General features: G+C 69.5%; 21 protein-coding genes. 10 read left to right on the top strand and 11 right to left on the bottom strand.

Features of this window, described 5'->3' with window-relative positions; all coding sequences use genetic code 11:
* Nucleotides 1–16: 16 nt before the first annotated feature.
* From hisH to hisD, 5 genes are read right to left on the bottom strand one after another with little or no spacing between them, the layout of a single operon-like run.
* Nucleotides 17–661, bottom strand: a complete 645-nt coding sequence (gene hisH / locus ACFV6H_RS13325; protein WP_384786046.1) for an imidazole glycerol phosphate synthase subunit HisH — start codon at nt 659–661, stop codon at nt 17–19.
* Nucleotides 658–825: a hypothetical protein gene (locus ACFV6H_RS13320; RefSeq protein ID WP_169922667.1), complete on the bottom strand. Its 168-nt coding sequence runs from the start codon at nt 823–825 to the stop codon at nt 658–660. The genes hisH and ACFV6H_RS13320 overlap by 4 nt, the downstream gene beginning before the upstream one ends.
* Entirely contained in the window at nt 822–1,415 is a 594-nt protein-coding gene (gene hisB, locus ACFV6H_RS13315; protein WP_385541244.1) for an imidazoleglycerol-phosphate dehydratase HisB, read from the bottom strand. Before hisB ends, ACFV6H_RS13320 begins: the two co-directional genes overlap by 4 nt.
* A complete protein-coding gene (locus ACFV6H_RS13310; protein WP_385541242.1) occupies nt 1,412–2,542 on the bottom strand; it encodes a histidinol-phosphate transaminase in 1,131 nt (376 codons plus the stop codon). The genes hisB and ACFV6H_RS13310 overlap by 4 nt, the downstream gene beginning before the upstream one ends.
* Entirely contained in the window at nt 2,521–3,843 is a 1,323-nt protein-coding gene (gene hisD, locus ACFV6H_RS13305) for a histidinol dehydrogenase (RefSeq protein ID WP_385541240.1), read from the bottom strand. Before hisD ends, ACFV6H_RS13310 begins: the two co-directional genes overlap by 22 nt.
* A 184-nt stretch (nt 3,844–4,027) precedes the next feature.
* Here hisD and ACFV6H_RS13300 point away from each other — a divergent pair, with 184 nt between their 5' ends.
* The 4 genes from ACFV6H_RS13300 to ybaK all read left to right on the top strand — a co-directional run bounded on the left by ACFV6H_RS13300 (nt 4,028) and on the right by ybaK (nt 8,713).
* Nucleotides 4,028–5,629: an oxidoreductase gene (locus tag ACFV6H_RS13300; protein WP_385541238.1), complete on the top strand. Its 1,602-nt coding sequence runs from the start codon at nt 4,028–4,030 to the stop codon at nt 5,627–5,629.
* Nucleotides 5,630–6,417: 788 nt separating this feature from the next.
* Nucleotides 6,418–7,446 carry a hypothetical protein gene (locus tag ACFV6H_RS13295; protein WP_385541236.1) on the top strand — a complete coding sequence of 343 codons (1,029 nt, stop codon included), beginning with the start codon at nt 6,418–6,420 and terminating at the stop codon, nt 7,444–7,446.
* A gap of 5 nt (nt 7,447–7,451) precedes the next feature.
* On the top strand, nt 7,452–8,192 hold the full coding sequence (locus tag ACFV6H_RS13290) for an LON peptidase substrate-binding domain-containing protein (protein ID WP_384786032.1): 741 nt from the start codon (nt 7,452–7,454) through the stop codon (nt 8,190–8,192).
* A gap of 17 nt (nt 8,193–8,209) precedes the next feature.
* Complete coding sequence (gene ybaK, locus ACFV6H_RS13285; protein WP_385541233.1) at nt 8,210–8,713, top strand: Cys-tRNA(Pro) deacylase; 504 nt, start codon at nt 8,210–8,212, stop codon at nt 8,711–8,713.
* A 481-nt stretch (nt 8,714–9,194) separates the two neighbouring features.
* On the opposite strand, the gene ACFV6H_RS13280 is transcribed toward ybaK, so the two are convergent.
* From ACFV6H_RS13280 to ACFV6H_RS13265, 4 genes are all read right to left on the bottom strand, one after another.
* On the bottom strand, nt 9,195–9,824 hold the full coding sequence (locus ACFV6H_RS13280; RefSeq protein WP_385541231.1) for a DUF2567 domain-containing protein: 630 nt from the start codon (nt 9,822–9,824) through the stop codon (nt 9,195–9,197).
* A 34-nt stretch (nt 9,825–9,858) separates the two neighbouring features.
* A complete protein-coding gene (locus ACFV6H_RS13275) occupies nt 9,859–10,683 on the bottom strand; it encodes an ABC transporter permease (protein WP_385541608.1) in 825 nt (274 codons plus the stop codon).
* 41 nt (nt 10,684–10,724) lie between these two features.
* On the bottom strand, nt 10,725–11,696 hold the full coding sequence (locus ACFV6H_RS13270) for an ABC transporter ATP-binding protein (protein WP_384980199.1): 972 nt from the start codon (nt 11,694–11,696) through the stop codon (nt 10,725–10,727).
* A 338-nt stretch (nt 11,697–12,034) separates the two neighbouring features.
* Complete coding sequence (locus ACFV6H_RS13265) at nt 12,035–13,336, bottom strand: NYN domain-containing protein (RefSeq protein WP_385541229.1); 1,302 nt, start codon at nt 13,334–13,336, stop codon at nt 12,035–12,037.
* Nucleotides 13,337–13,572: 236 nt separating this feature from the next.
* Here ACFV6H_RS13265 and ACFV6H_RS13260 point away from each other — a divergent pair, with 236 nt between their 5' ends.
* Nucleotides 13,573–13,761 (top strand): hypothetical protein, encoded by a 189-nt coding sequence (locus ACFV6H_RS13260; RefSeq protein ID WP_093589642.1) that lies wholly within the window; start codon nt 13,573–13,575, stop codon nt 13,759–13,761.
* Between the two features lie 156 nt (nt 13,762–13,917).
* Here ACFV6H_RS13260 and dnaE read toward each other — a convergent pair whose 3' ends face one another.
* Complete coding sequence (gene dnaE / locus ACFV6H_RS13255) at nt 13,918–17,457, bottom strand: DNA polymerase III subunit alpha (protein ID WP_384786020.1); 3,540 nt, start codon at nt 17,455–17,457, stop codon at nt 13,918–13,920.
* 259 nt (nt 17,458–17,716) lie between these two features.
* Here dnaE and ACFV6H_RS13250 point away from each other — a divergent pair, with 259 nt between their 5' ends.
* The 4 genes from ACFV6H_RS13250 to ACFV6H_RS13235 all read left to right on the top strand — a co-directional run bounded on the left by ACFV6H_RS13250 (nt 17,717) and on the right by ACFV6H_RS13235 (nt 22,545).
* Nucleotides 17,717–19,057 (top strand): DUF2252 domain-containing protein, encoded by a 1,341-nt coding sequence (locus ACFV6H_RS13250; RefSeq protein ID WP_093589636.1) that lies wholly within the window; start codon nt 17,717–17,719, stop codon nt 19,055–19,057.
* Between the two features lie 93 nt (nt 19,058–19,150).
* Nucleotides 19,151–19,834, top strand: a complete 684-nt coding sequence (locus tag ACFV6H_RS13245; protein ID WP_385541226.1) for a hypothetical protein — start codon at nt 19,151–19,153, stop codon at nt 19,832–19,834.
* Between the two features lie 76 nt (nt 19,835–19,910).
* Nucleotides 19,911–20,726: a DsbA family protein gene (locus ACFV6H_RS13240; RefSeq protein WP_384979802.1), complete on the top strand. Its 816-nt coding sequence runs from the start codon at nt 19,911–19,913 to the stop codon at nt 20,724–20,726.
* Between the two features lie 169 nt (nt 20,727–20,895).
* Entirely contained in the window at nt 20,896–22,545 is a 1,650-nt protein-coding gene (locus tag ACFV6H_RS13235) for an alkaline phosphatase D family protein (RefSeq protein WP_385541224.1), read from the top strand.
* 46 nt (nt 22,546–22,591) lie between these two features.
* Here the strand turns inward: ACFV6H_RS13235 and ACFV6H_RS13230 are convergent, their stop codons facing one another.
* Nucleotides 22,592–23,161, bottom strand: coding sequence for a dienelactone hydrolase family protein (locus ACFV6H_RS13230; RefSeq protein ID WP_384786287.1), 570 nt, complete (start codon nt 23,159–23,161; stop codon nt 22,592–22,594).
* 43 nt (nt 23,162–23,204) lie between these two features.
* Between ACFV6H_RS13230 and ACFV6H_RS13225 the strand changes: the two genes are divergently transcribed.
* Nucleotides 23,205–24,365: a mechanosensitive ion channel family protein gene (locus ACFV6H_RS13225; RefSeq protein ID WP_385541605.1), complete on the top strand. Its 1,161-nt coding sequence runs from the start codon at nt 23,205–23,207 to the stop codon at nt 24,363–24,365.
* Nucleotides 24,366–24,410: the final 45 nt, after the last annotated feature.

Below are 24,410 nucleotides of genomic sequence, written 5' to 3'. Positions count from 1 at the left end.
GAGCCTCGGGTGACATTCAGAGGGTTCCGATCCAGTTGGTCAGCAGCGTGGCGCCGGCGTCGCCGGACTTCTCGGGGTGGAACTGGGTCGCCCACAGTGCCCCGTTCTCCACGGCGGCCACGAACGGCTCGCCGTGCGTGGACCAGGTGACCTTGGGGGCCCGGATCTTGGGGTTGGTGACTTCCAGATTCCAGTCGTGGACCGCGTACGAGTGGACGAAGTAGAACCGGGCATCGGCGTCGAGACCGGCGAACAGCTCACTGTCCTGCGGCGCCTGGACCGTGTTCCATCCCATGTGGGGCACGATCGGCGCGGTCAGCGGCGCGACCGTACCGGGCCACTCGTCAAGTCCCTCGGTCTCCACACCGTGCTCGATGCCTCGCTCGAAGAGGATCTGCATACCGACGCAGATGCCCATGACGGGACGGCCGCCGGCGAGTCTGCGTCCGATGATCCAGTCGCCGCGCGCGGCGGTGAGTCCTTGCATACAGGCGGAGAAGGCACCGACACCGGGCACGAGCAGTCCGTCGGCGTTCATCGCGCGGTCGAAGTCACGGGTGATCTCGACCTCGGCGCCGGCGCGGGCGAGGGCCCGTTCCGCGGAACGGACATTGCCGAATCCGTAGTCGAAGACCACCACGCTCTTACCGCTCCTGGTCATTCCCAGATCCCTTGGATACGCAGTACACCGGCGATCAGACAGAGCGCGGAGCAGAGCGCGAGCAGCACGATCACGCCCTTGGGCAGCTTCTGCTTGGCGAAGGAGTAGACGCCTCCGGCCAGAAAGAGCCCCACGACGATCAGAATGGTCGACAGGCCGGTCATAGCGCGCCCTTGGTCGAAGGAAGGATGCCGACCGCGCGCGGATCGCGCTCGGAGGCGTACCGCAGGGCGCGCGCGAGGGCCTTGAACTGGCACTCCACGATGTGGTGGGCGTTGCGCCCGTACGGGACATGGACATGCAGCGCGATCTGGGCCTGGGCCACGAAGGACTCCAGGATGTGCCGCGTCATGGTCGTGTCGTACTCACCGATCATCGGCGCCATGTTCTCGGGCTCGGCGTGCACCAGATACGGACGGCCCGAGAGGTCCACCGTCACCTGGGCGAGCGCCTCGTCCAGCGGGACCGTGCAGTTGCCGAAGCGGTAGATGCCGACCTTGTCGCCGAGGGCCTGCTTGAAGGCGGCGCCGAGGGCGAGCGAGGTGTCCTCGATGGTGTGGTGCGAGTCGATGTGCAGATCGCCCTCGGTCTTCACCGTGAGATCGAACAGACCGTGCCGGCCGAGCTGGTCGAGCATATGGTCGTAGAAACCGACGCCCGTCGAGACATCGACCTCGCCTCTGCCGTCGAGATCGATCTCTACGACCACGGAGGTTTCCTTCGTACTGCGTTCCACACGGCCGATGCGGCTCATGCGCTCTGCTCCTTCTTCAGATCACGTACCGCGTCGAGGAACGCGTCGTTCTCGGCGGGAGTGCCCGCGGTGACCCGCAGCCGGCCCGGTACGCCGTTGTCACGGATCAGGACACCGCGGTCGAGAATCCGCTGCCACGCCGTGTGGGAGTCCTCGAAACGGCCGAACTGGACGAAGTTCGCGTCCGACTCGGTGACCTCGTAACCGATCGCCCGCAACTCCCCGACCAGCCGGTCCCGCTCGGCCTTCAGCGTCTCGACGTACCCGAGCAGCGTATCGGTGTGCTCCAGCGCCGCGAGCGCGGTGGCCTGGGTGACGGCGGAGAGGTGGTACGGCAGCCGTACCAACTGGACGGCGTCGACCACGGCGGGATGCGCCGCGAGATAGCCGAGGCGCAGTCCGGCCGCGCCGAAGGCCTTGGACATCGTGCGGCACACGACGAGATACGGCCGGTCCGCCAGCAGCGGCAGCAGGGAGGCCCGGTGGCTGAACTCGACATAGGCCTCGTCCACCACGACGAGCGACTTCCACGCCGACTGGGCGGCCTCGTACAGCGCGAGAACCGTCTCGGCGCCGACGGCCGTGCCCGTGGGGTTGTTGGGCGAGGTGATGAAAACGACATCGGGCCGGTGCCCGGCGAGCGCCTCGCGCGCCGCGTCCACATCGATGGTGAAGTCCTCGTTGCGCGGTCCGGAGATCCAGCCGGTGCCGGTGCCGCGCGCGATGAGCGCGTGCATCGAGTACGAGGGCTCGAAGCCGATCGCGGTGCGGCCCGGGCCGCCGAAAGTCTGGAGCAGCTGCTGGATGACCTCGTTGGAGCCGTTGGCGGCCCAGACGTTCGCGGCCGTCAGCGGGTGCTTGCCGGTACGGGTGAGATACGCGGCCAGCTCGGTGCGCAGCTCGACCGCGTCCCGGTCGGGATACCGGTTGAGCCCGCGCGCGGCCTCACGGACGCGCTCGGCGATCCGCTCGACCAGCGGCTCGGGCAACGGGTAGGGGTTCTCATTGGTGTTGAGCTGTACGGGGACATCGAGCTGAGGCGCGCCGTACGGGAACTTCCCGCGCAGCTCGTCCCGTACGGGCAGATCATCGATACCGAAGTCGCTCACTGACCGGGCACCTGCCATCCGAACCGTGCCTGCACGGCGGCGCCGTGCGCGGGCAGGTCCTCCGCCTCCGCGAGCGTCACCACATGGTGCGCGACCTCGGCGAGCGCGTGCTCGCTGTAGTCCACGATGTGGATACCGCGCAGGAACGACTGGACGGAGAGCCCGGAGGAGTGACAGGCGCAACCGCCGGTCGGCAGAACGTGGTTGGAGCCCGCGCAGTAGTCGCCGAGCGAGACCGGGGAGTAGGGACCGACGAAGATCGCACCGGCGTTGCGGACCCGTCCGGCCACCTCGGCGGCGGCGGCGGTCTGGATCTCCAGGTGCTCGGCACCGTACGCGTCCACGACCCGCAGACCGTCCTCGACGGAGTCGACCAGCACGACCGCCGACTGCCGGCCGGAGAGCGCGGGCACCACCCGGTCCTCGATGTGTCTGGTGGCCGCGACCTGTGGCGCCAGCTCCTTGTCCACCGCGTCGGCCAGCTCCACCGAGTCGGTGACGAGGACGGCGGCGGCGAGCGGATCGTGCTCGGCCTGGCTGATCAGATCGGCGGCGACATGGACGGGATCGGCGGTCGCGTCGGCGAGGATCGCGATCTCGGTGGGACCGGCCTCGGCGTCGATACCGATCCGGCCGGTGAAGTAGCGCTTGGCGGCGGCGACCCAGATATTGCCGGGGCCGGTGACCATGTTCACGGGAGCGCACTCGTCGGTCCCGTACGCGAACATCGCGACGGCCGTGGCGCCGCCCGCCGCGTACACCTCGTCGATCCCGAGCAGCGCGCAGGCGGCCAGGATGGTCGGGTGCGGCAGACCGCCGAACTCCCGCTGGGCGGGCGAGGCCAGTGCGATGGACTCGACGCCCGCCACCTGCGCGGGCACCACATTCATGACCACGGAGGACGGATAGACGGACCGGCCGCCCGGTGCGTAGAGGCCCACGCGCCCGACGGGCACCCACTTCTCGGTGACCGTGCCACCGGGGACGACCTGGGTGGTGTGCGAGCCGCGCCGCTGGGCACGGTGGACCAGCTCGGCGCGCCGGATCGACTCCTCCAGAGCGGCCCGTACGGCAGGATCGAGCGCCTCCAGAGCGGCGCCGAGAGCGGCCACCGGCACCCGGATCCGCTCCAGCGTCACACCGTCGAATCTCTCGGCGTACTCGATCAGCGCCGCGGTGCCCCGATGATGCACGTCCTCGCAGATGGGCCGCACCTTCTCCAGGGCGGCTTCCACATCGAACTCGGCTCGGGGCAGCAGGTCACGCAGGGCTCCACCCTCGGGGAGGGCGTCGCCACGCAGATCGATTCGTGAGATCACGGGGTCAATTCTCGCAGACCGGATCAGGCCGTCGGACGCGCGTATCACTGGCTGATACATGTCCCGGAAGGCGTGCCTCACCACTAGCGTTCAGCAGGTCACTCAGCGGGCACAACCGTTGTACGGACCAGCCAAGTACACCGTCCGTGACCATCCGTACACATCAGGGGAAGCGGAGGCGGCAGTGACCGAGCCGCAGGACGACGAATCTCCCGACTGGCTCAGCGCGGCGGAACTGGGCATGTGGCAGTCGTTCCGCAACGGCAGTACCTACGATCTGAGCACCTCGGACCCGCTGCTGAACGATCCCTTCTCACCGCTTCCCTGGGGCACCGAGCGCAGTGTGCGCGCCCGTGTCATCGCCCTGCTGCTGCTCAGCGGGCCGGCGGCACTGCCGGGCCGGGTCGCGTCGCTGAAGCTGCGCGGAGTCCAGATCACCGGGACGCTCAATCTCGCGGGCGGCACGATCGCGCCGTACGTCGAGCTGAACCACTGCCGCTTCGAGAACGAGGTGGTGCTGCCCGAGTCGCACTTCACCACTTTGCGGATGGTGGGCTGTGCGATTCCACGCCTGGAGGCGGCCCGGCTGCACACGGAGGGCGATCTGCATCTGCCGCGCTGCCGGGTCGACCGCGGCATCCGGCTGACCGACGCGCAGATCGGTACGGATCTGCTGATCAGCCAGATCGATGTACGGCCCGACCGGCTGGGCCGGGCGATCACCGCCGACGGGATGTCCGTCGCCCAGGACTTCCAGGCCGATCAGATCGAGACATACGGCGAGGTCAGTCTGCGGGGCGCGAAGATCGGTGTGTCACTGAGCCTGCGAGGCAGCCGGCTGCGCGCGGCGGCGGAGCGGCGCGCGCTCAACGCGCCGCAGCTCACGGTGGAGCGGTCGCTCTATATGACGGGCGCATGGGTGAGCGAGGAGACCGGCGCGCCCGGCACCACTCCGCCGCACGGCATCGGACGCGTCTCCACACCGCTGCACGGCACCCGGTTGCAGCCCTTCGAATGCCGAGGCGGAGTACGGCTGGACGACGGCCGGTTCGGCGACGCGGTCGATGTGGACCAGGCGCGCTTCTTCCTGGCGGCCACGGACGAGTTCTCGCTGCGCAGGATCGTCACTCCCGAGCTGCGCTTCAAGTGCGAGCGCCCGGAGGAGGGCCGCGTCGTCCTGAGCGGCGCGAAGATCGTCACACTGGTCGACATGTCGACGAGCTGGCCGGGGCCCGGCGGTCTGGCGATGGGCGGCTTCGTCTACGAGAACCTCGTCCCGTTCGGCCACTTCCCGCTGCCGCGCCGGCTGGAGTGGGTCGCGGCGGCGACGCCCGAGTACTCCCCGGAGCCGTACGAACGGCTGGCCCAGGTCCTGCGCAACAGCGGCGAGGACGCGGACGCGCGCGAGGTGCTGCTCGCCAAACAGCGCCGCCGCCGCGAGACGCTGCCGCTCGCCGCGAAGCTCTGGGGCTACCTCCAGGACTGGACGGTCGCCTACGGCTACCGCCCGGGCCGCGCGGCCCTCTGGATGGCGGTGCTGTGGGGCGCGGGCACGCTCGGCTTCGCACACCACGCACCACCGTCGATCAAGGCCACGGAACACCCGGAGTGGAACCCGGCGCTCTACGCACTGGACCTGCTGGTCCCGGTGATCAACCTGGGCCAGGACGGCTACTGGCTGCTGACGGGCGGCTGGCAATGGGCGGCGGCGACGCTGGTAATACTGGGCTGGATCCTGGCCACAACGGTGGCAACGGGCGCGTCGCGCCTACTCCGGCGGGGTTAGTTTTGAGGGCTCGGTTCGCCTCCGGGGCGCTCTTTTTAGAGGCTCGGTTCGCCTCCGGGCGCTTGCTGTATCCATCAGCGGCCTCCGGCCGCGGGCACTGTCGACGGTCGACCGTGCTCGGGTCCCTCCGCCCGCGCGGCGGAGCCGCATATCGAGCACAGCCTCCCTTTCGACAGCGGCGCCCCCTTCGGCTCACTCGCCGGCGGCCGTGCGCAACCAGAACGTCTCCGCAACCCGGACCCGTCCGGGCTGGCCGGTTCGTCCTCAATCGCCGGACGGGCTGGATTTCCCGGCCTACGGCCGGAGCACGGCGAGGGGCTGGCCCCTGCCGAGTGTGAACCCGGCACCGGGGTCGGCCGTTCCGTCCTCAAACGCCGGACGGGCTGGATATGCGGCCCGCAGCCGGGGTTCGGGCGGGAGGGGGGCGGGGTCGGAGGAGGTGCGTGTCCGGACACTAAAGCGTGATTTGTGCCGCACGCCGGCCCGCACCCAACAACGCGACCCGCACGCGGCGTACGGGGGTCCGGGGGTGTCCCCCGGGAAAACACAGCATGCCGTCCGGACATGTACCTCCGGAGGCCCCGACACCCGGCACCACCCACCGCACCGGCCCCCGCCGGGAGGCGGCACCGCGCCGGGAGGCGGCACCGCGCCGCCAGGCGCGCACCGTCCCACCGGGACGCCGTCCCCGTTTCTTTACCGTCCCTTGACCGCCCGCAGGACAACCTTCCACCCGCCACCAAAGCTTCACAGCCGCCCCCTGGCGCCGCCGCCACCTGCGGTTTTCAATGGTCCGCACCATGTCATTGCTTCGCGCCCTGATCAGCACCGCGCGTATGGTCCGGCACACCCCGCAGCTCAGCGCCGGGCTGCCGCCGGACGACGCGGTGCTGCTCGACGCGCCGGACGACCGCCTCGGCCCCGCGCTCGTGGCCGCCGCGCTCGGCGAGTACGAGCCGGCCGCGAAGCTGCTGGCGACCACCCGGGAGTCCGCCGAGTGGGAGAACCGCGACCGCTATGTGATGCGGCTGGCGGCCTTCGCCCACGGCCGCGACGCCTGGCTCACCACCTGGCTGCGCGCCGCGCCGCGCGATCCCGACGCCCTGCTCGTCAAGGCCGAACTCGCCATCCGCAGAGCGTGGGAGTCACCGGCCCGCGCCGAACGGCTACGTGAGACGGGCCCGCTGATCGACGCCGCGGCCGACGGTGATCCGCGCGATCCGGTGCCCTGGCGCGTCGCGCTGGACCACGCCCGCGGCACCCACGCCACGCACTCGGCCTTCGAGGCGCTGTGGGAACAGGCCGTACGCCGCTCCTCGCACCACTACGGCTGCCATGTCGCGGCGCTCCAGTACCTCTCGGCCCAGTGGTACGGCTCGCACCGCGAGTGCTTCGACTTCGCCGAGCAGGCGGCGTACGACGCGCTGCCGGGCTCACTGGTGCGCGCGCTGCCGGTACGGGCCGCCTTCACGCAACTGCTCGGCGGGCGGCTCACCTCCGTACAGACGGACCGTATCGACGCCGCCGCCGATCTCGCGATCACGGTCTCCGCCGAGTACGCGGCATGCGATCCCTGGCCGGCCGAGGTACGCAATCTGCTGGTGTACGTGCTGGTGGAGCGCGGACGCTGGGACGCGGCGCTGGAGCAGTTCCGGCTGATCGGACCGTACGCGACGTCCTTCCCGTGGACCTGTTTCACCGACGATCCGCTGGGCCAGTTCCTGGAAACACGTGACCGCGCGCGGATCCAGGTGGCCTCGGCGACGCCTTTGCGGAACAGAGCAGAACGGAGACCGCCCCGCGGCCATTACGCTTGACCGTTGTGACCACCGCACGCCTCCCTCTCTTCCCGCTGAACGCGGTGCTGTTCCCGGGCCTCGTCCTGCCTTTGAACGTCTTCGAGGAGCGCTATCGCGCGATGATGCGTGAGCTGCTCAAGACGGACGAGTCCGAGCCGCGCCGCTTCGCCGTGGTCGCCATCCGCGACGGGCACCAGGTCGCGCCGACCGCGCCGGGCATGCCGGACGCGACGTCCGTGCCTCAGCTCGGCCCGGCCGCCGACTTCGGCCCCGAACCTCTCGACGCCTTCCACCCGGTGGGATGCGTCGCGGACGCGGCAACGATCCGTGAACGCCCTGACGGCAGCTTCGAGGTGGTGGCCACCGGCACCACCCGGGTCCGGCTGCTCTCGGTCGACGCGAGCGGCCCGTTCCTGACGGCCGAACTGGAGGAGCTCACCGAAGAGGCGGGCGACGGCGCACGCGCGCTCGCCGAAGGTGTGCTGCGGGCGTTCCGCGGCTACCAGAAGCGGCTGGCGGGCGCGCGCGAACGTTCACTCTCCACGAGCGACGAACTCCCGGACGAACCCTCGGTGGTGTCCTATCTGGTCGCCGCGGCGGCCGTACTCGACACCCCGGCGAAGCAGCGGCTGCTGGAGGCACCGGACATCGCGGCACGGCTGCGCGATGAGCTGAAACTGCTGCGGTCCGAGACGGCGGTGATCCGCCATCTGCCCTCCCTGCCCGCGGTGACGCTGACGCACACTCCGCCCAGCCCCAACTGACCTGAGGAATGGACGCCTTGGCGAAGAAGTCCAAGAAGCAGCAGTCCGGCGGCACTCCGGCGACGGTCGCCCTGACCACGGCGGGCACGGCGTACACCTTGCACGCGTACGAGCACGACCCGGCGTCCGCGTCCTACGGCGAGGAGGCGGCCGAGGCGCTGGGCGTCTCTCCGGACCGCGTCTTCAAGACCCTGGTCGCGGACGTCGACGGCGAACTGACCGTGGCCGTCGTCCCGGTCGCCGGTTCACTGGACCTCAAGGCCCTCGCGGCGGCGGTAGGCGGCAAACGCGCGGCGATGGCGGACCCGGCGGCGGCGGAACGTACGACGGGCTACGTACGCGGCGGCATCTCCCCACTGGGCCAGCGCAAACGCCTCCGCACGGTCCTGGACGCCTCGGCCGAGTCCCACCCCACCATCTGCGTCTCGGCGGGCCGCCGCGGCCTGGAGGTAGAACTGTCCCCGAAGGACCTGGCCACACTCACCACAGCCACGCTCGCCCCCATCGGACGTGTTTTTTAGAGGCGGCGGCCGGGCGCAACCAGAACGTCTCCGGGACCCGGACCCGTCCGGGCGGCCGGTTCGTCCTCAATCGCCGGACGGGCTGGTTTTTCCGGCCTGCGGCCGGGGGCGGCATGGGGCGGGCCCCTACCGTCCGGGAGCCCGGTGCCGGGGTTGGCCGTTCCGTCCTCAAACGCCGGACGGGCTGGGTGGGTGCCCGGCATCGGGCGGAAACCCGGCGTGCGGCGGGAGGGTGGCGGGGTCGGAGGAGGTGCGTGTCCGGACACTAAAGCGTGATTTGTGCCGCACACGAAACCCGCACCCAACAACCCGCCCGCACGCGGCGTAAATCATGCCGTCCGGACATGTACCTCCGGAGTGCCCCGGCACCCGCACCACCCACAACCGCACCCCGCGCCGCAGGCGCATCCTGAACGGCAGCGACCGACACCCCGCACCCGAAAACCGGCCCCCGCCGAAACGGACCCCGCACCACGGCCCCCTAGCCGGGAGGCCCCCAGTCCCACTCCGGTTCCGGATCGCGCGGCCCGAACAGGGCCGTCAGTGCCAGATGCACCACCATCGCCGCCACCGGCCACGCCAGCAACGCGCCCTTCGCGTTCAGTTCGAGCGGCGCGTCGAACGTGACGCCCGTACCGGCCGCCTTCGCGTGCGCCACCACGTCCGACGTGGGGCCGAGCGAGGTGCCGAGCTGCCAGGCCAGCACCGCGCCCAGCAGTCCGCCCAGCGCAAGGCCCACCACCAGCGGGATACCGCCGCGCCTGCGGAAGAGGAACACCAGCGCCGCGCTGAGGGCGCCGAAGCCGAGGGCGAGCAGCAGGAACGTACCGTCCGCGGCGATCGCCTCCTCGCCCTCGGTGTCCTTGAGGAAGACCGCCGTGGCGTCCGAGATCAGCGGAACGCGCGGGGCCAGCCACAGCCACAGCAGCCCGAGCGCCAGCCCCGAGACCGCGACCGCCATCAGTACCACGGCGGCCTGGCGGACCTCGGTCTTCATCTCGGAGGCCTCCTTCTCCGCGTCGTCCCCGAGGAAGGGCGAGGCCCCGGCGGGCGGTGACTGCCAGGGATCGTCGTGCGGCGGCTGGTGAGGCGGCGTCAGAGGTGCGGTCACTGTGCCATCGTGCCAGGCCCGGCCCCGTGATGCCTCATCGGACCGCCGCGCGCCGGTACGCCCAGGTCGCCACGGCCAGCGAGACGACACCGACGGCCGCGCACACCGCGAGATCGAGACCGACGGCCGCCCAGTCGGGATGCGCGTCGAACGTACGGGCGAGCGCCTCGACGCCATAGGTGGAAGGCAGCAGGTCACGGGCGTAGACGACCGGCCCGGGCAGCCGGTCCGCGGGCAGTACGCCCAGCAGCAGCGCCGCGGACATACCGAGCTGGCCCAGCAGAGTGGCCAGCTCCTGGCGCGGCGCGAGCAGCCCGAGAGCCGCGCCGAGCCCGGCGAGGGCCGCGCCGGAGAGCGGAATCACCGCCACCAGCACCCAGAGATGGGTGAGCGGCAGATCGAAGAGAACGCTGCCGGTGACGGCCGTGACCGCCGTGCCGGGCACCGTGAACGAGGCGTACGCGCCCGCCGCGCCCAGCACCACCGCCGCCGGCGGCACCGGCAGCGTGGCGTAGTGGTCCAGACCGCCGCTCGCCCGGAGCTGGCCGAAGTACTGGGCGAGCAGATTCAGCGCCACGAACGCCACGACCAGCACACTCGACCCGGCGACGACCGCCCGTGCCTCGTCGCCGCCGTCGACGACACCGCGCATCAGGACCATGATCCCGACGGACTGGAATGTCGCCACGAAGAGCAGCGGAATCCGCGCGACCCGGGCCCGGGAGAGCTGGGCGCGATAGACGGCGGCGAGCGAGGGCAGCAGCCGCGCCCGGGGCGCGAGCGGCGCGGGGCCGCCGTCCACCGGCTCCACGGTGTCCGCCGGTCTCCCGGACACGGCCTCCACGGGCACGATGCTCACCTGGCGCTGCTCCTGTTCGCTCCGTACGTACGGGCGGGCGCTCATGCCTTCACCAGCCCCTTGGTGCTCCCGCCGAGCGCCAGATAGACATCCTCCAGGCTCGGCGTGGCGAGCGTGAAGTCGTCCAGCGCGGCGAAGGCCGCGCCACCGGTCACGGCGGCGACGGCCGCGCGCGCCTCGTCCGGGGCGAGCCGTAGCACCCACCGACGGCCGGACTCCTGTGCGGAACCGCGCAGCGCGGCGACCTCGGGAACATCCAACGGCGCGCGCTCGCGCCACACCAGCTCCACCCGTACCTCGCCCGCGACCTGTTCCTTCAGCCCCGAGGGAGTGTCACAGGCGATGACCTTGCCTCGCTCCAGCACCGCGACGCGGTCGAGCACGGTCTCGGCCTCGATCACATTGTGGGTGACGAGCAGTACGGTCGCGCCGTGCTCGGCCCGCCGCCGGTCCACCGCGGCCCACACCGCGCGCCGCGCGACGGGATCCATCCCGGTGGTGGGCTCGTCCAGTACGAGTACGGGCCGCTCCCCCACCAGCGTGGCGGCGAAACAGGCGAGCCTGCGCTGCCCGCCGGAGAGCTTCTTCAGCGGGCGTCCCGCGATCCCGGTGAGCCCCAGCTCCTCCAGCACCAGATCCCGCTCGACCCGCGCCGCCCGCAGCGCGAGCCCGCGCAGCCGGCCGGTGGTCTCGGCGGCGAGCGCGACGGTCAGCTCGTCGAGCGCGGTTGATTCCTGCCCGAGATAACCGATGAGCCGCGAGGCCCGCTCGGGATGACGCACCAGATCGTGCCCGAGAACCTCGACCTCGCCGGAATCGGGCCGCATCAGCCCGGTGAGCTGCCGTACGAGCGTGGACTTGCCGGCTCCGTTGGGCCCGAGCAGACCGAAGATCTCACCGCGCCGCACATCGAGCGAGATCCCATCGGTGGCACGCACCGCCGGTGTCCCAGGAGCCCCACGCCTACCGCGCGCGGCGGGGTACGTCTTGACCAGATCGCGCACCACGCACACCGTACTCACGAGCAACGACCATACGGGGTCCCGCCACCCATCCACCTCTTGGGTCACAATTCCACCGCCCCGCGGCAGCCGGAACTCCGGCGGGAGGGGTCGGGGTCGTAGGAGGTGCGTGTCCGGACACTAAAGCGTGATTTGTGCCGCACACGAAACCCGCACCCAACAACCCACCCGCACGCGGCGTAAATCATGCCGTCCGGACATGCACCTCCGGAGGCCCCGGCACCCGCACCACCCACCAGCCCGCGCCGCAAGGCGCGTATGAAGGGCAGCGGGCGACAACCCGCACACACCCACCGGCCCGAGCCGAAACGAACCCAGAACCACGACCCCTAGCCGGGAGGCGCTTCCGCCGCACGCACATCGATCTCCCGCCAGAACCCCGCCCTGATCGCATACCGGTCGTGCTCGTCGATCTGGTCGTCCTTGTGCGCCAGCAGCCCGAACCGCGCCGCGTACCGCAGCAGCTCCCCGTCGATCCGGTGCGGCACCCGCGGATACATCACCGACAGCTTCTGGACATGGCTCGCGTCCGGCAGCCGTTCCATCCAGCGGCGCGCGAAGACCTGTCCCACCTCGAACGGATCCCCGCCCACCGTGGTGATGTCCTCCTCACGGTCCGCCCAGCGCTGCTCCGCGCTGGTGAGCTGCGCCAGCGTCGGCAGCGACGCCGTCTCCGGCGGCTCGCCCGCCGTACCGCCGCCCGGCCGCTCCACCCATCCCTTGTCGGAGGACCACCGGAGCGTCGCACTCGTCGCGGGCGGCTGCGCCGACTGCCCACCAGGACCACCCGCACCGCCCGGACCGCCCGGACCACCAGGGCCGCCCGGCCCGCGCAGGCTCGCCAGGTCCTTGGGCGTGGGGACGCTCTTCGCGCCGGCGGCCGGCGGATGCGTCTCGGCGGTGCCGTGCTCCACGGCGGGCGGCGCGGAGCCGTTCCGCCGCGCCGCCGTCGCGTCCTCCGCCTCCGCCGCGCGCTCGGCCGACGCGGCGAGCGCCGACTCCGGCAGCGGCGCGGAGAGGATCGCCGCGATCTCGGGCCGCGGAGCGGGCGGCGGCGCGCAGATGCCGCCCAGATCCTTGGCGCGTACGGCCTTGGTGATCCAGGACCGGTCGAGCACCCGCCGCTCGTCGGCCTCGGCGACCAGATCCTCGGACTGGTTGTAGTCGCCGTCGGCGGCCTGCACCGCCCAGAGATGTACGGCGACGCCGTGCTCCTTGGCCGACATCAGTCCCGGTAGCAGATCTCCGTCCCCGGTCACGAGCACAACGTCCGAGCAGGCGCGATTTCTGGCCAGCTCGGTCAGCTCCGCGTGCATCGCGGCGTCGACGCCCTTCTGTGCCCAGCGCCCGTCACTGCGGGTCAGCGCGCCCAGCCGTACGGTGACACGGGACATGACCCGTAGCCGTCGGTGCTCGGGCTGCGGGACCCGGTCGGGCGCGCCGTCGAACCAGTAGATACGGAGCAGCGGCTGTTCCGTATCGGCCTCGGCGCGTTCGCGCAGGCCCTGGATGAGGGCGGCATGGTCGACGGTGATACGGGAACGTGCCGGTTCTCCGGCGAGAAGACTCGCGGCGGCGCCCAGCAGATAGCCGGCGTCCACCAGGACGACGCAGCGGTCCACGTGTTCCACCCTCTTTCGGGAACCTCGGGATCGGGAGATCGGGAGTTACTGCGGGTTTGCTTCGAGTCTGCCCGACGGCAAGAGGGTTAACGTCCGGAACTCGATCATCGGCGTGGCGGATCACCGGTCACGCCCGTGACAAGGCACCACTACATACGGCAATGATCCAGAATGCGGCCGTTCGTGGCCTATGTGACGCTGAATGCGGCCCTGGACCCGACTCATCCCCCGCAGGAGGCAGCACCATGGCCAAGAACAAGAACCGCGACCGTCGGGACCGAAGTACCAAGCAGCCGCACCGCACCGAGCCCCAGCGTGGCAACGAGGAGACGGGATCCTCGTCCATGGAGGACCGGTCCGGGGAGAGGCTGTCGAACATCTCGCCGACGGATGTCGCGCACAAGGGCCGGCAGAAGCGCTTCGGCCACAACTGACACTCCGCGGCCCGGCGCCGGACAGGCCCGGGATGACGCACAAGGGGCACGCCCGCCACCGGGCGTGCCCCTTCTCTGTGCATGGGCTCTGTACGGGTAACCAGGGCTTACCCGTACAGAACTACCTGTGCGGAACGAAAACCGACCGGACAGGACCTAGCCCGCCAGGCAGGCCGGGCCCAGCAGCACCTTCAGATCGCCGAAGAGCGCCGGATCGGGCTGCACCCGGTGCCGGTCGAGCCGGAGCACCGTCGTCTTACGGGCGCCCTGGAGCTTGATCCTCACCTCCGAGTTCCCACGGTGGTGGCTGAGGATCTCGCCGAGCCTGCTGATCATCGGCGGAGTGACCTTGACCGTGGGAATGGTGATGGTGACCGGCGCATTGGTCCCCGCGGACGACAGATCCGGGACGGACAGCTCCATCGCGACCAGCCGTGGGATGTCCTCGCGCTTGTCGAGACGGCCCTTGACGAAGACCACGGTGTCCTCGACCAACTGGGTTGAGACCAGCTGGTAGGTGGCCGGGAAGAACATGCACTCGATGGAGCCGGCCAGATCCTCGACCGTGGCGATCGCCCAGGCGTTGCCCTGCTTGGTCATCTTGCGCTGGAGGCCGGAGATGATGCCGCCGACGGTCACGACCGCGCCGTCCGCGTGCTCACCGCCGGTGAGCTGGGCGATCGCCGCGTCGGCCTTGTCGGACAGCACATGCTCCAGGCCGAAGAGCGGATGGTCGGAGACATACAGCCCGAGCATCTCGCGCTCCTGCGCGAGCAGATACGACTTGTCCCACTCGACATCGGAGAACTCGACGTCGAGACCGAAGCCCGGCTCCTCGTTCTGCTCGTCGCCCATGCCGCCGAAGAGGTCGAACTGCCCTTCGGCCTCCTTGCGCTTGACCTGCACCACATTGTCGATCATCGGCTCGTGGTGGGCGACCAGGCCCTTACGGGTGTGGCCCATCTCGTCGAAGGCACCGGCCTTGATCAGCGATTCGACCGTGCGCTTGTTGCAGACCACCGCCTCGACCTTGTCGAGGAAGTCCGGGAAGCTGCTGTACTTTCCCTTCGACTTGCGGCACCGGATGATCGAGTCCACCACGTTCTGACCGACGTTCCGCACCGCCGTCAGACCGAACAGGATCACATCGTCACCCTGCGCGGCGAAGTTCGACTGCGACTCGTTGACATTGGGCGGCAGCACCTTGATGCCCATACGACGGCACTCGTTCAGATAGACCGCCGACTTGTCCTTGTCGTCCTTGACCGAGGTCAGCAGCGCCGCCATGTACTCGGCCGGGTGGTTGGCCTTGAGATACGCGGTCCAGTAGGTGACCAGTCCGTACGCGGAGGAGTGGGCCTTGTTGAACGCGTATCCGGCGAACGGGACCAGTACGTCCCACAGGGCCTGGATCGCCTCGTCCGAGTAGCCGTTCTTCTTGGCGCCGGCCTGGAAGAGGACAAAGTTCTTCGCGAGCTCGTCGGCCTTCTTCTTGCCCATCACGCGGCGCAGGATGTCGGCCTCGCCCAGGGAGTATCCGGCGATGATCTGGGCGGCCTTCTGCACCTGCTCCTGGTACACGATCAGACCGTGGGTGAGGCCGAGGACCTCCTTGAGAGGCTCCTCCAGCTCCGGGTGGATCGGGGTGATCTCCTGCTGGCCGTTCTTGCGCAGCGCGTAGTTCGTATGCGAGTTCATGCCCATCGGGCCCGGCCGGTACAGGGCCGAGACGGCGGAAATGTCCTCGAAGTTGTCGGGCTTCATCAGCCGCAGCAGCGAACGCATCGGGCCGCCGTCGAACTGGAAGACTCCGAGCGTGTCACCGCGCCCGAGCAGTTCGAAGGTCTTCGGGTCGTCCAGCGGCAGGGCGAGCAGATCGAGGTCGATGCCCTTGTTCGCCTTCACCATCTTGACGGCGTCGTCCATGATGGTCAGGTTCCGCAGGCCCAGGAAGTCCATCTTCAGCAGGCCGAGCGACTCACAGCTCGGATAGTCCCACTGTGTGATGGTCACTCCGTCGGTGTGCCGCACCCAGACCGGCACATGGTCGGTGATCGTCTCGCTGGACATGATCACACCGGCCGCGTGCACACCCATCTGCCGGACCAGGCCCTCCACACCCTTCGCGGTGTCGATGACCTTCTTCACATCCGGCTCGTTCTCGTACATCCCGCGGATCTCGCCCGCCTCGCTGTAGCGCGGGTGCTTGGGATCGGTGATGCCGTTGAGATCGATGCCCTTGCCGAGCACATCGGCGGGCATGGCCTTGGTGAGCCGGTCGCCCATCGCATACGGGTAACCCAGCACCCGCGCCGAGTCCTTGATGGCGTTCTTCGCCTTGATCTTGCCGTAGGTGCCGATCATGGCGACCTTGTCGGCGCCGTACTTCTCCGTCACATACCGGATGACCTCACCGCGCCGGCGCTCGTCGAAGTCGATGTCGACATCGGGCATCGAGATGCGCTCGGGATTGAGGAACCGCTCGAAGATCAGACCGTGTTCGATCGGGTCGAGGTCGGTGATGCCCATCGCGTACGCCACGATCGAACCGGCGGCCGAACCACGCCCGGGGCCGACCGCGATGCCGTTGTTCTTGGCCCACATGATGAAGTCGGCCACCACGAGGAAGTATCCCGGGAAGCCCATCTCGATGATGATGCCCATCTCGTACTCGACCTGCTTGAGCCGGTCGTCCGGGATGCCGTTCGGATAGCGGCGGGCCATGCCGCGCATGGTCTCCTCACGGAACCAGGTGACCTCCGTGAAGCCTTCCGGCACATCGAACTTGGGCATCAGGTTCCGCTCCTGGAACCAGCCCTCCGTATCGATCTGCTGCGCCACCAGGAGCGTGTTGGCGCAGCCTTCCTGCCAGGCGTCGGAGGAGTCCACCGCGTACATCTCGTCGGTCGACTTGAGGTAGTAGCCGGTGCCGTCGAAGCGGAAACGGTCCGGATCGGAGAGGTTCTTGCCGGTCTGGATGCACAGCAGCGCGTCATGCGCGGTGGCCTCGCCGGCATAGGTGTAGTGCGAGTCGTTGGTGACGATCGGCGGGATGCCGAGCTTCTTCCCGATCTCCAGCAGCCCGTCACGCACCCGGTGCTCGATCTCGATGCCGTGGTCCATCAGCTCCAGGAAATACCGGTCCTTGCCGAAGATGTCCTGGTACTCGGAGGCCGCCTTCAGCGCCTCGTCGAACTGCCCGAGCCGCAGCCGCGTCTGGAGCTCACCCGACGGACATCCGGTGGACGCGATCAGCCCTTCCGACCACTGGGCGATCGTCTCCTTGTCCATCCGCGGCCACTTCTGGAGCCAGCCCTCCGCATACGCGTCGGACGACAGCCGGAAGAGATTGTGCAGCCCTGTCCTGTTCGCCGCCCAGATCGTCTTGTGCGTATAACCACCCGAACCGGAGACGTCGTCACGCTTCTGGTGCGGCTGGCCCCACTGGATCTTCCGCTTGTTGCGCCGTGACTCCGGCGCCACATACGCCTCGATCCCGATGATCGGTGTCACACCCGCCTTCTTCGCCTGATGGAAGAAGTCATAGGCCCCATGGAGATTGCCATGGTCCGTCATCGCGATATGGGACATGCCCATCTCGTTGCACGCCTTGAACATGTCTCCCAGCCGCGCGGCACCATCCAACAGCGAGTACTGGGTGTGGACATGCAGGTGCGTGAACGGCGGCTTGGTCACGGTGAAGGCCTCCAGCGAACGTACGACACTGTGTGTTTTCCCGGACGCAATCCCCGGGCCCCCGGCTGTGGACAGTCTCGGGGGGACAGCGTCGAAGTCTACGTCCCGGGACTGACAGAGGACGGGCACTCGCGAGTAACGTCATGCGTTGCCCGGGAGAGGGCTCCGACTCCGTCGGAGCCCTGCACCACGCCCCGCACCACCTCATCACCTCATGCACCCACACCCTCGATTGTCCTGCGCCAGGAGGCACACAGCGATGTCGGTCCCGCGACCTGTTGAGGCAGCTGACGAACAGCGCGGCGAGGAGATCCTCGCCGTCTTCGACACCGCGTTCGGTGCGCTGCTCGCGGCCGATCCTGCGGCCTTCCGGGTGAAGTTCCGGAAGATGGCCGCCTCCGCCTTCGCCTTCTACCGGGGCACGGCGAGCCTGTTCTACAGCGATCTGGAGCGGGAGCGCTCCGGCGGGACCACAGGTCCGTTCCTCGACGAGCGCACCGGCCGGGTCTGGATCCACGGCGATCTGCACGCCGAGAACTTCGGCACGTACATGGACGCCAACGGCCGGCTGATCTTCAACGTCAATGACTTCGACGAGGCGTACATCGGCCCCTTCACCTGGGATCTGAAGCGCTTCGCGGCCTCCCTCGCGCTGATCGGCTACACCAAGGCGCTCAGCGACGCGCAGATCACCGAGCTGGTGGAGATCTACGCGGGTGCCTACCGCGAGCGGATCCACGCGCTGGCCACCGGCGCCAAGAACGACGAGGTGCCGCCCTTCACCCTGGACACCGCCCAGGGCCCGCTGCTCGGCGCGTTGCGTTCGGCCCGTTCGCTGACGCGCTTCGGACTGCTCGACTCGATGACCGAGATCCGGGAGTACGAGCGGCGCTTCGCACCGGGCGGCGGCTCCATCGAGCTGGACGCGGCCACCCGTTACAAGATCCTCGCCGCGTTCGACGGCTATCTGGAGACGCTCCCCGAGTCCAGCCTCACGCGGCCCGACTCGTACCGCGTGAAGGATGTCGTCGGGCGCCGGGGCGTGGGCATCGGCTCCGCGGGCCTGCCCTCGTACAACATCCTGCTGGAGGGCAACAGCGACGCCCTGGAGAACGACGTCGTGATCTATATGAAGCAGGCGCAGACTCCGGCGGTCTCGCGGCACATCACCGACAGGACCGTCCGGGAGTACTTCCAGCACGAGGGCCACCGCACGGTGATCTCGCAGCGGGCGCTCCAGGCCCATGCCGATCCGTGGCTGGGCTGGACCGAGCTGGACGGCGCCGGCCAGCTCGTGGCGGAGGTCTCGCCGTACGCCGTGGATCTCGACTGGTCGGATCTGGACGATCTGGAGGAGATCGCGGCGGTCGTCGCCGATCTGGGCAGGGCCACGGCCACGATGCACTCGGCGGCGGACGACGAGAGCGGCCATTCACTGGTGCCGTTCTCCACGGAGCGTGCCATCGACGCGGCGATCGCGGCCGACGAGGACGGCTTCGGCCGGCTGCTGGTGGACTTCGCGCACAGCTACGGGGCACGGGCCAGGGCGGACCACCAGATCTTCGTGGATCTGTTCCGCAACGGCCGACTGGCGCCGTAAGGCCCGCAGTGGCCCTGAGGCCCCACAGCCCCGCAGTACTCATAGCCGGGCTTTAAGGGCCGCTTACAGGGACGCATGGCACACTCGGCGGCGATGGACATATCCGGGACGCGGCTCAGGGCCACGCGGGCAGCACTGTTCACGGCACTGGTCGTGACGCTGTCCGCGGGCTCGCATGTGCTGCTCTCCCGGGCCCCGGTACCGCTCTCCCTGGTCGTCGCGCTCAGCGCCGTGGTCTTTCTGCTCGCCTACGCGGCGGCGGGCCGCGAGCGTGGCTACTGGCGGATAGCCGCCCTGCTCGTCCCGCTCGAACTGGCCGCGGACACCGTCTTCACCAGCGGCCAGCATGTCTGTTACGGACCGGCGGGCGGCCCGGTGGCCGGGTCGCTCCGCTCGGTCGGCTTCGACGTCCTGTGCGGCGGCGCCTTCGGTGCGCCGCTGCCGGCCGTGGTCTCGCCGGACTCCACCGCGGCCTCTCTGCTGAACTCTCCGGACCCGGCCCTGCCCTGGCTGCTGCTGGCCGCCCATGTCTCGATCGGGCTGCTCGCCGCGTACTGGCTGCGGCACGGCGAGTCCGCGCTGTCGGGTCTGGTACGGGCCGTGGCCGCGTTCGCGTTCCGGCCGCTGCTGATCGCGGTCACCGTGGTGGGCACGGCCGTCGGTGCCGTACGCCGGAGGATCCGCCCGGCGGACCGCCCGCGCTCCGCCCGTACCCGGCTCCTTGTGCACTCCGTAGGACGGCGAGGGCCGCCGCTTCTCGCGCTCAGCTCTGTCTGAGCGTCCGAGCAGGCTGCCCTTCTCCCTTCCCCGCTCCGCTTCGGCGGAAGCATGTCATCACACGGAGTCATTCATCATGAGCGCACGGAACAGCAAGACGAACAAGGCGGCGGCCCGCGAGCGGCTGCGCGAGGAGCGCGAGCGCCAGGCGCGGAAGGACAAGGTCCGCCGCCAGTTCATCGTCGCGGGATCGGCCGTCGTGGTCCTCGCGATAGCCGGCGGCGTGGGCTTCGCCGTCGTCCAGGCGAACAAGCCCTCGCACTGGGAGGCGATGAAGGACGAGACGAGCGTCGTCGCACCCAAGAACACCGAGGGCACGGACGGTACAACCGTCGTCATCGGCAAGGCCGACGCCAAGAAGACGCTCGAACTGTACGAGGACTCCCGCTGCCCGGTCTGCGCGAGCTTCGAGCAGACGGTCGGCGAGACGGTCCAGAACGATGTCGACGCCGGCAAGTTCAAGGTCAAGTACATCGGCGCGACCTTCATCGACAACTCCGACAACGGCACGGGCTCGAAGAACGCCCTCTCCGCGCTGGGCGCGGCGCTCAATGTGAGCCCCGAGGCCTTCATGCAGTACAAGGCCGCGCTCTACTCGGCGAAGTACCACCCCGAGGAGACCCAGGACAAGTTCGCCAAGGACAGCTATCTGATCGAGGTGGCCGACTCGGTGAACGCGCTCAAGGGCAACAAGGCGTTCCAGCAGGACGTCAAGGACGGGACGTACGACGCCTGGGCGATGAAGATGTCCGCCGTCTTCGACAAGAGCGGTGTGGGCGGCACCCCGACACTCAAGATGGACGGCAAGAAGCTCACCGCGGAGGGCAGCGAGAACGCGCCCATGACGGTGGCGGAATTCAACACGGCGATCACCAAGGCGCTCGCCGCGTAAGGGCCTCGCCTCGTAAAGGCGTTGAGGCGCTCACGGACGGCGACGGTCGGCGGAGTCGGGCGGTGCAAGCCCCCAGCCGGTGACCGTCGCGCGGCCGACGTCCGACGGGCAGGCGAACATTCCCGATTCGTCTGCCCTGCCGTCCTACTGGTCAGTAATCTGCTCGTCCGTGACCAGTCTTCCGCCTTCTTCGCCGCGTCGCCGCACGGTCGTCAAGGCCGCTGCCGCCACTGCCGCCGCCACCGCTGTCGCCGCTCCGGTCGTCCTCGGCGGCTCCGCCTCCGCCGCCGAGGCTCCCGCCTTCCTCCACGGTGTCGCCTCCGGGGATCCGCTCCCGGACGGCGTGCTGCTCTGGACCCGGGTCACTCCTTCCTCCGACGCCGTGCCGGGCTCCGGCAAGGGAGCCGAGACCGAGGTGGGCTGGGAGGTCGCCGAGGACAGGGAGTTCGCGTCCGTCGTCACCCGGGGCACCACCACCGCACGGGCCGCCTCGGACCATACGGTCAAGGCCGATGTAAGGGGCCTGCGCCAGGCGACCGCCTATTACTTCCGGTTCACCGCGGGCGGGACCGTCTCGCCCGTCGGCCGTACGCGCACCGCCCCGGCATCCGACGCCGCAGCCCCGGGTGTGCGCTTCGGAGTGGTCTCCTGCTCCAACTGGGAGGCCGGCTACTTCTCCGCGTACCGCCATCTCGCCGCCCGCGCCGACCTGGACGCAGTCCTCCATCTTGGCGACTACATCTACGAGTACGCGACCGGTGACTTCCCGGCTGCGGAGTACGCCGTACGGCAGCACGAGCCGACGCACGAGATCATCAGCCTCGCCGACTACCGCACCCGCCACGGCCGTTACAAATCAGACGCTGATCTGCGGGCCCTGCACGCGGCCCATCCCGTGATCGCCATCTGGGACGACCACGAGTTCGCGAACGACGCCTGGTCGGGCGGCGCGGAGAACCATACGCCCGGCACGGAAGGCGCCTGGGCCGACCGGGCCGCGGCGGCCCGGCAGGCGTACTTCGAGTGGATGCCCGTCCGCGCCTCCACCGAGGGCACGGTCTACCGCCGACTGCGCTTCGGCTCGCTCGCCGATCTCCATCTGCTGGATCTGCGTACCTTCCGCTCGCAGCAGACGACCGCCGGCAACAGCGCGGTGGACGACCCGGAGCGTACGATCACCGGCCGCGCCCAGCTCGACTGGCTCAAGGCGGGTCTGGCGGGCTCGGACGCCGTCTGGAAGCTGGTCGGCACCTCGGTGATGATCTCACCGGTCGCCTTCGGCTCCCTTCCCGTCCATCTGCTGGGCCCGATAGCCGAGTTGCTGGGCCTGCCCAAGGAAGGGTTCGCGGTCAATGTCGACCAGTGGGACGGCTATACGGACGACCGCAAGGAACTGCTCGGGCATCTCACCCAGCGAGGCATCAAGAACACCGTCTTCCTGACCGGTGACATCCATATGGCCTGGGCCAACGACGTACCGGTCACCGCCGCCACCTATCCGCTCTCCCGCTCCGCCGCCACGGAGTTCGTGGTCACCTCGGTCACCTCCGACAATCTGGACGACATCCTCCATGTACCGGCGGGCACGCTCTCCGTGGTCGCGACGGCGGCGGTGCAGCTCGCCAACCGCCATGTGAAGTGGGTGGACATGGACCACCACGGCTACGGCGTGCTCGATGTCACCGCCGAGCGGACGCAGATGGACTACTACACGATCTCCGACCGGACCGATCCCGGAGCGACCGCCTCCTGGGCCCGCTCCTACCGCACCGCGTCCGGCTCACAGCGGATCGAGAGGGCGGACCGGCCCGTACGCTGACCTACGACGACCGCGAGAGCTGTGCTGGGCCCGCCGGGCCAGACGCTCAGAGCGACGCGATGAACGCCCGAGCGATCCGCCAGGTCTCCTCGGCGGCCGGCTCGTCGTAGTCCGGCAGACCGGGATCCGTGTAGAGATGCCCTGCCCCTGGGTAGCGGTAGATCTCCACATCGGCCCCGGTCTGCCGCATCCGCAGATACCAGGCGGTCAGCCAGTCGTGCGACTCGAAAGGGTCCGGGTCCGCGACATGGAGCTGTACGGGCAGCTCGTCCACGGACGCGTTCTCCGCGATGTCGGACGTGCCGTGCAGCAGCAGCAAGCCGCGCGCCTTGGTGTCGCCCAGCGCCAGAGTCTGGGCGATCGAGCCGCCCAGCGAGAATCCCGCGTACAGCAGACCGCGCTCGGAGTACGGCGCGGCGGCCAGGACCGCACGCCTCAGCAGCTCTTCCTTGCCGATCTTGTCCTTGAGGGCCCTGCCCTCCTCCACGGTCTCCGCGGTCTGTCCGTCGAAGAGATCGGGCACGTGCACCTGGTGCCCGTCCGCCCGCAGCCGGTCGGCCGCATCATGTACGGCGGGGCGCAGACCGTGGACGGAATGGAAGAGCATGATGTCCATCCGGCCATCCTGCCAGCCCGTGCCGTCAACCAGCGAGGGAGCCATGGAGAACGTACTGCGCCCACTGACCGTGCTCGGGGGCTCGGTCCTGCTCACCCTGGCCGTCGGCTGGGCGGCCGACCTGCTGCTGCGCCGCGCGGATCTGCGCCATCCCGAGATCCCGCTCTGGGGACTGCTGCGCCGCTGCCGGCTGCCGTTGCAGGTGGTCCTGCTCACCACCATGCTGCGCGGCTCGTTCCGGGAGACGGGCTGGCGGATCTTCGAGACGTACCACACGACGATCGGCCGGGCCCTGTCGCTGGTGCTGACCGGCGCGGGCGCCTGGCTGGTCGTACGGATCGTGTCCGCCGTGGTGGAGTCGGCGTACGCGCGCTATGCCACCTCCACGCGCGATCCGGCCCGGGTCCGCCGGGTCCGTACGCAGGTGACGCTGATCATGCGGATCGTGACCGCGGTCGTCGTGGTGGTGGCCGTGGCGGCGATCCTGCTCACCTTCCCGGACATGCGGGCCGTCGGCACCTCCATGCTGGCCTCGGCGGGCATCATCGGCATCGTCGCCGGTGTCGCCGCGCAGTCCACGCTCGGCAATCTCTTCGCGGGCTTCCAGATCGCGTTCGGCGACATGGTGCGGATCGGCGACACGGTGGTGGTGGACGGCGAGTGGGGCGTGGTCGAGGAGGTCACGCTCACCTTCCTCACGGTACGGACCTGGGACGAGCGGCGGATCACGATGCCCGTCTCGTACTTCACCAGCAAGCCCTTCGAGAACTGGTCGCGCGGCGGGATCCAGATGACCGGCACGGTCTTCTTTCAGCTCGACCACTCCGCGCCGGTGCCGCTGATGCGTGAGAAGCTGCACGCGATCCTGCTGGAGTGCCCGGCCTGGGACGGCCGCGACTGGAATCTGGCGGTCACCGACACCACGCCGAGCACGATGGAGGTGCGCGCGGTGGTGACGGCCAAGGACGCGAACGACATCTGGACGGTGCGGTGCGCCGTACGGGAGGCGATGCTGGCCTGGCTGGCCGAGCACCACGCCTACGCCCTGCCGAGGATCGGTGCGGCGCCCGCGGCGATCCTGCCGGCGCAGAGCCGCGGAGAGCCGGAGCCGGAGTCCGCACCGGAGCCGGAGCGCTCCGACAGACATCCCTCCGGCGCGGGCACTCGCGAGGACACCGGTCGGCCGGGCATCGACCGGGACTGACGGCCCAGGCGCGGGCGGCTCGTAACGCCTCAACAGGAGACGCGT

Origin of the sequence: Streptomyces sp. NPDC059743, from assembly GCF_042732975.1 — a bacterium.
Classification (GTDB): domain Bacteria; phylum Actinomycetota; class Actinomycetes; order Streptomycetales; family Streptomycetaceae; genus Streptomyces.
This window is presented reverse-complemented; position numbering and strand designations above follow the sequence as displayed.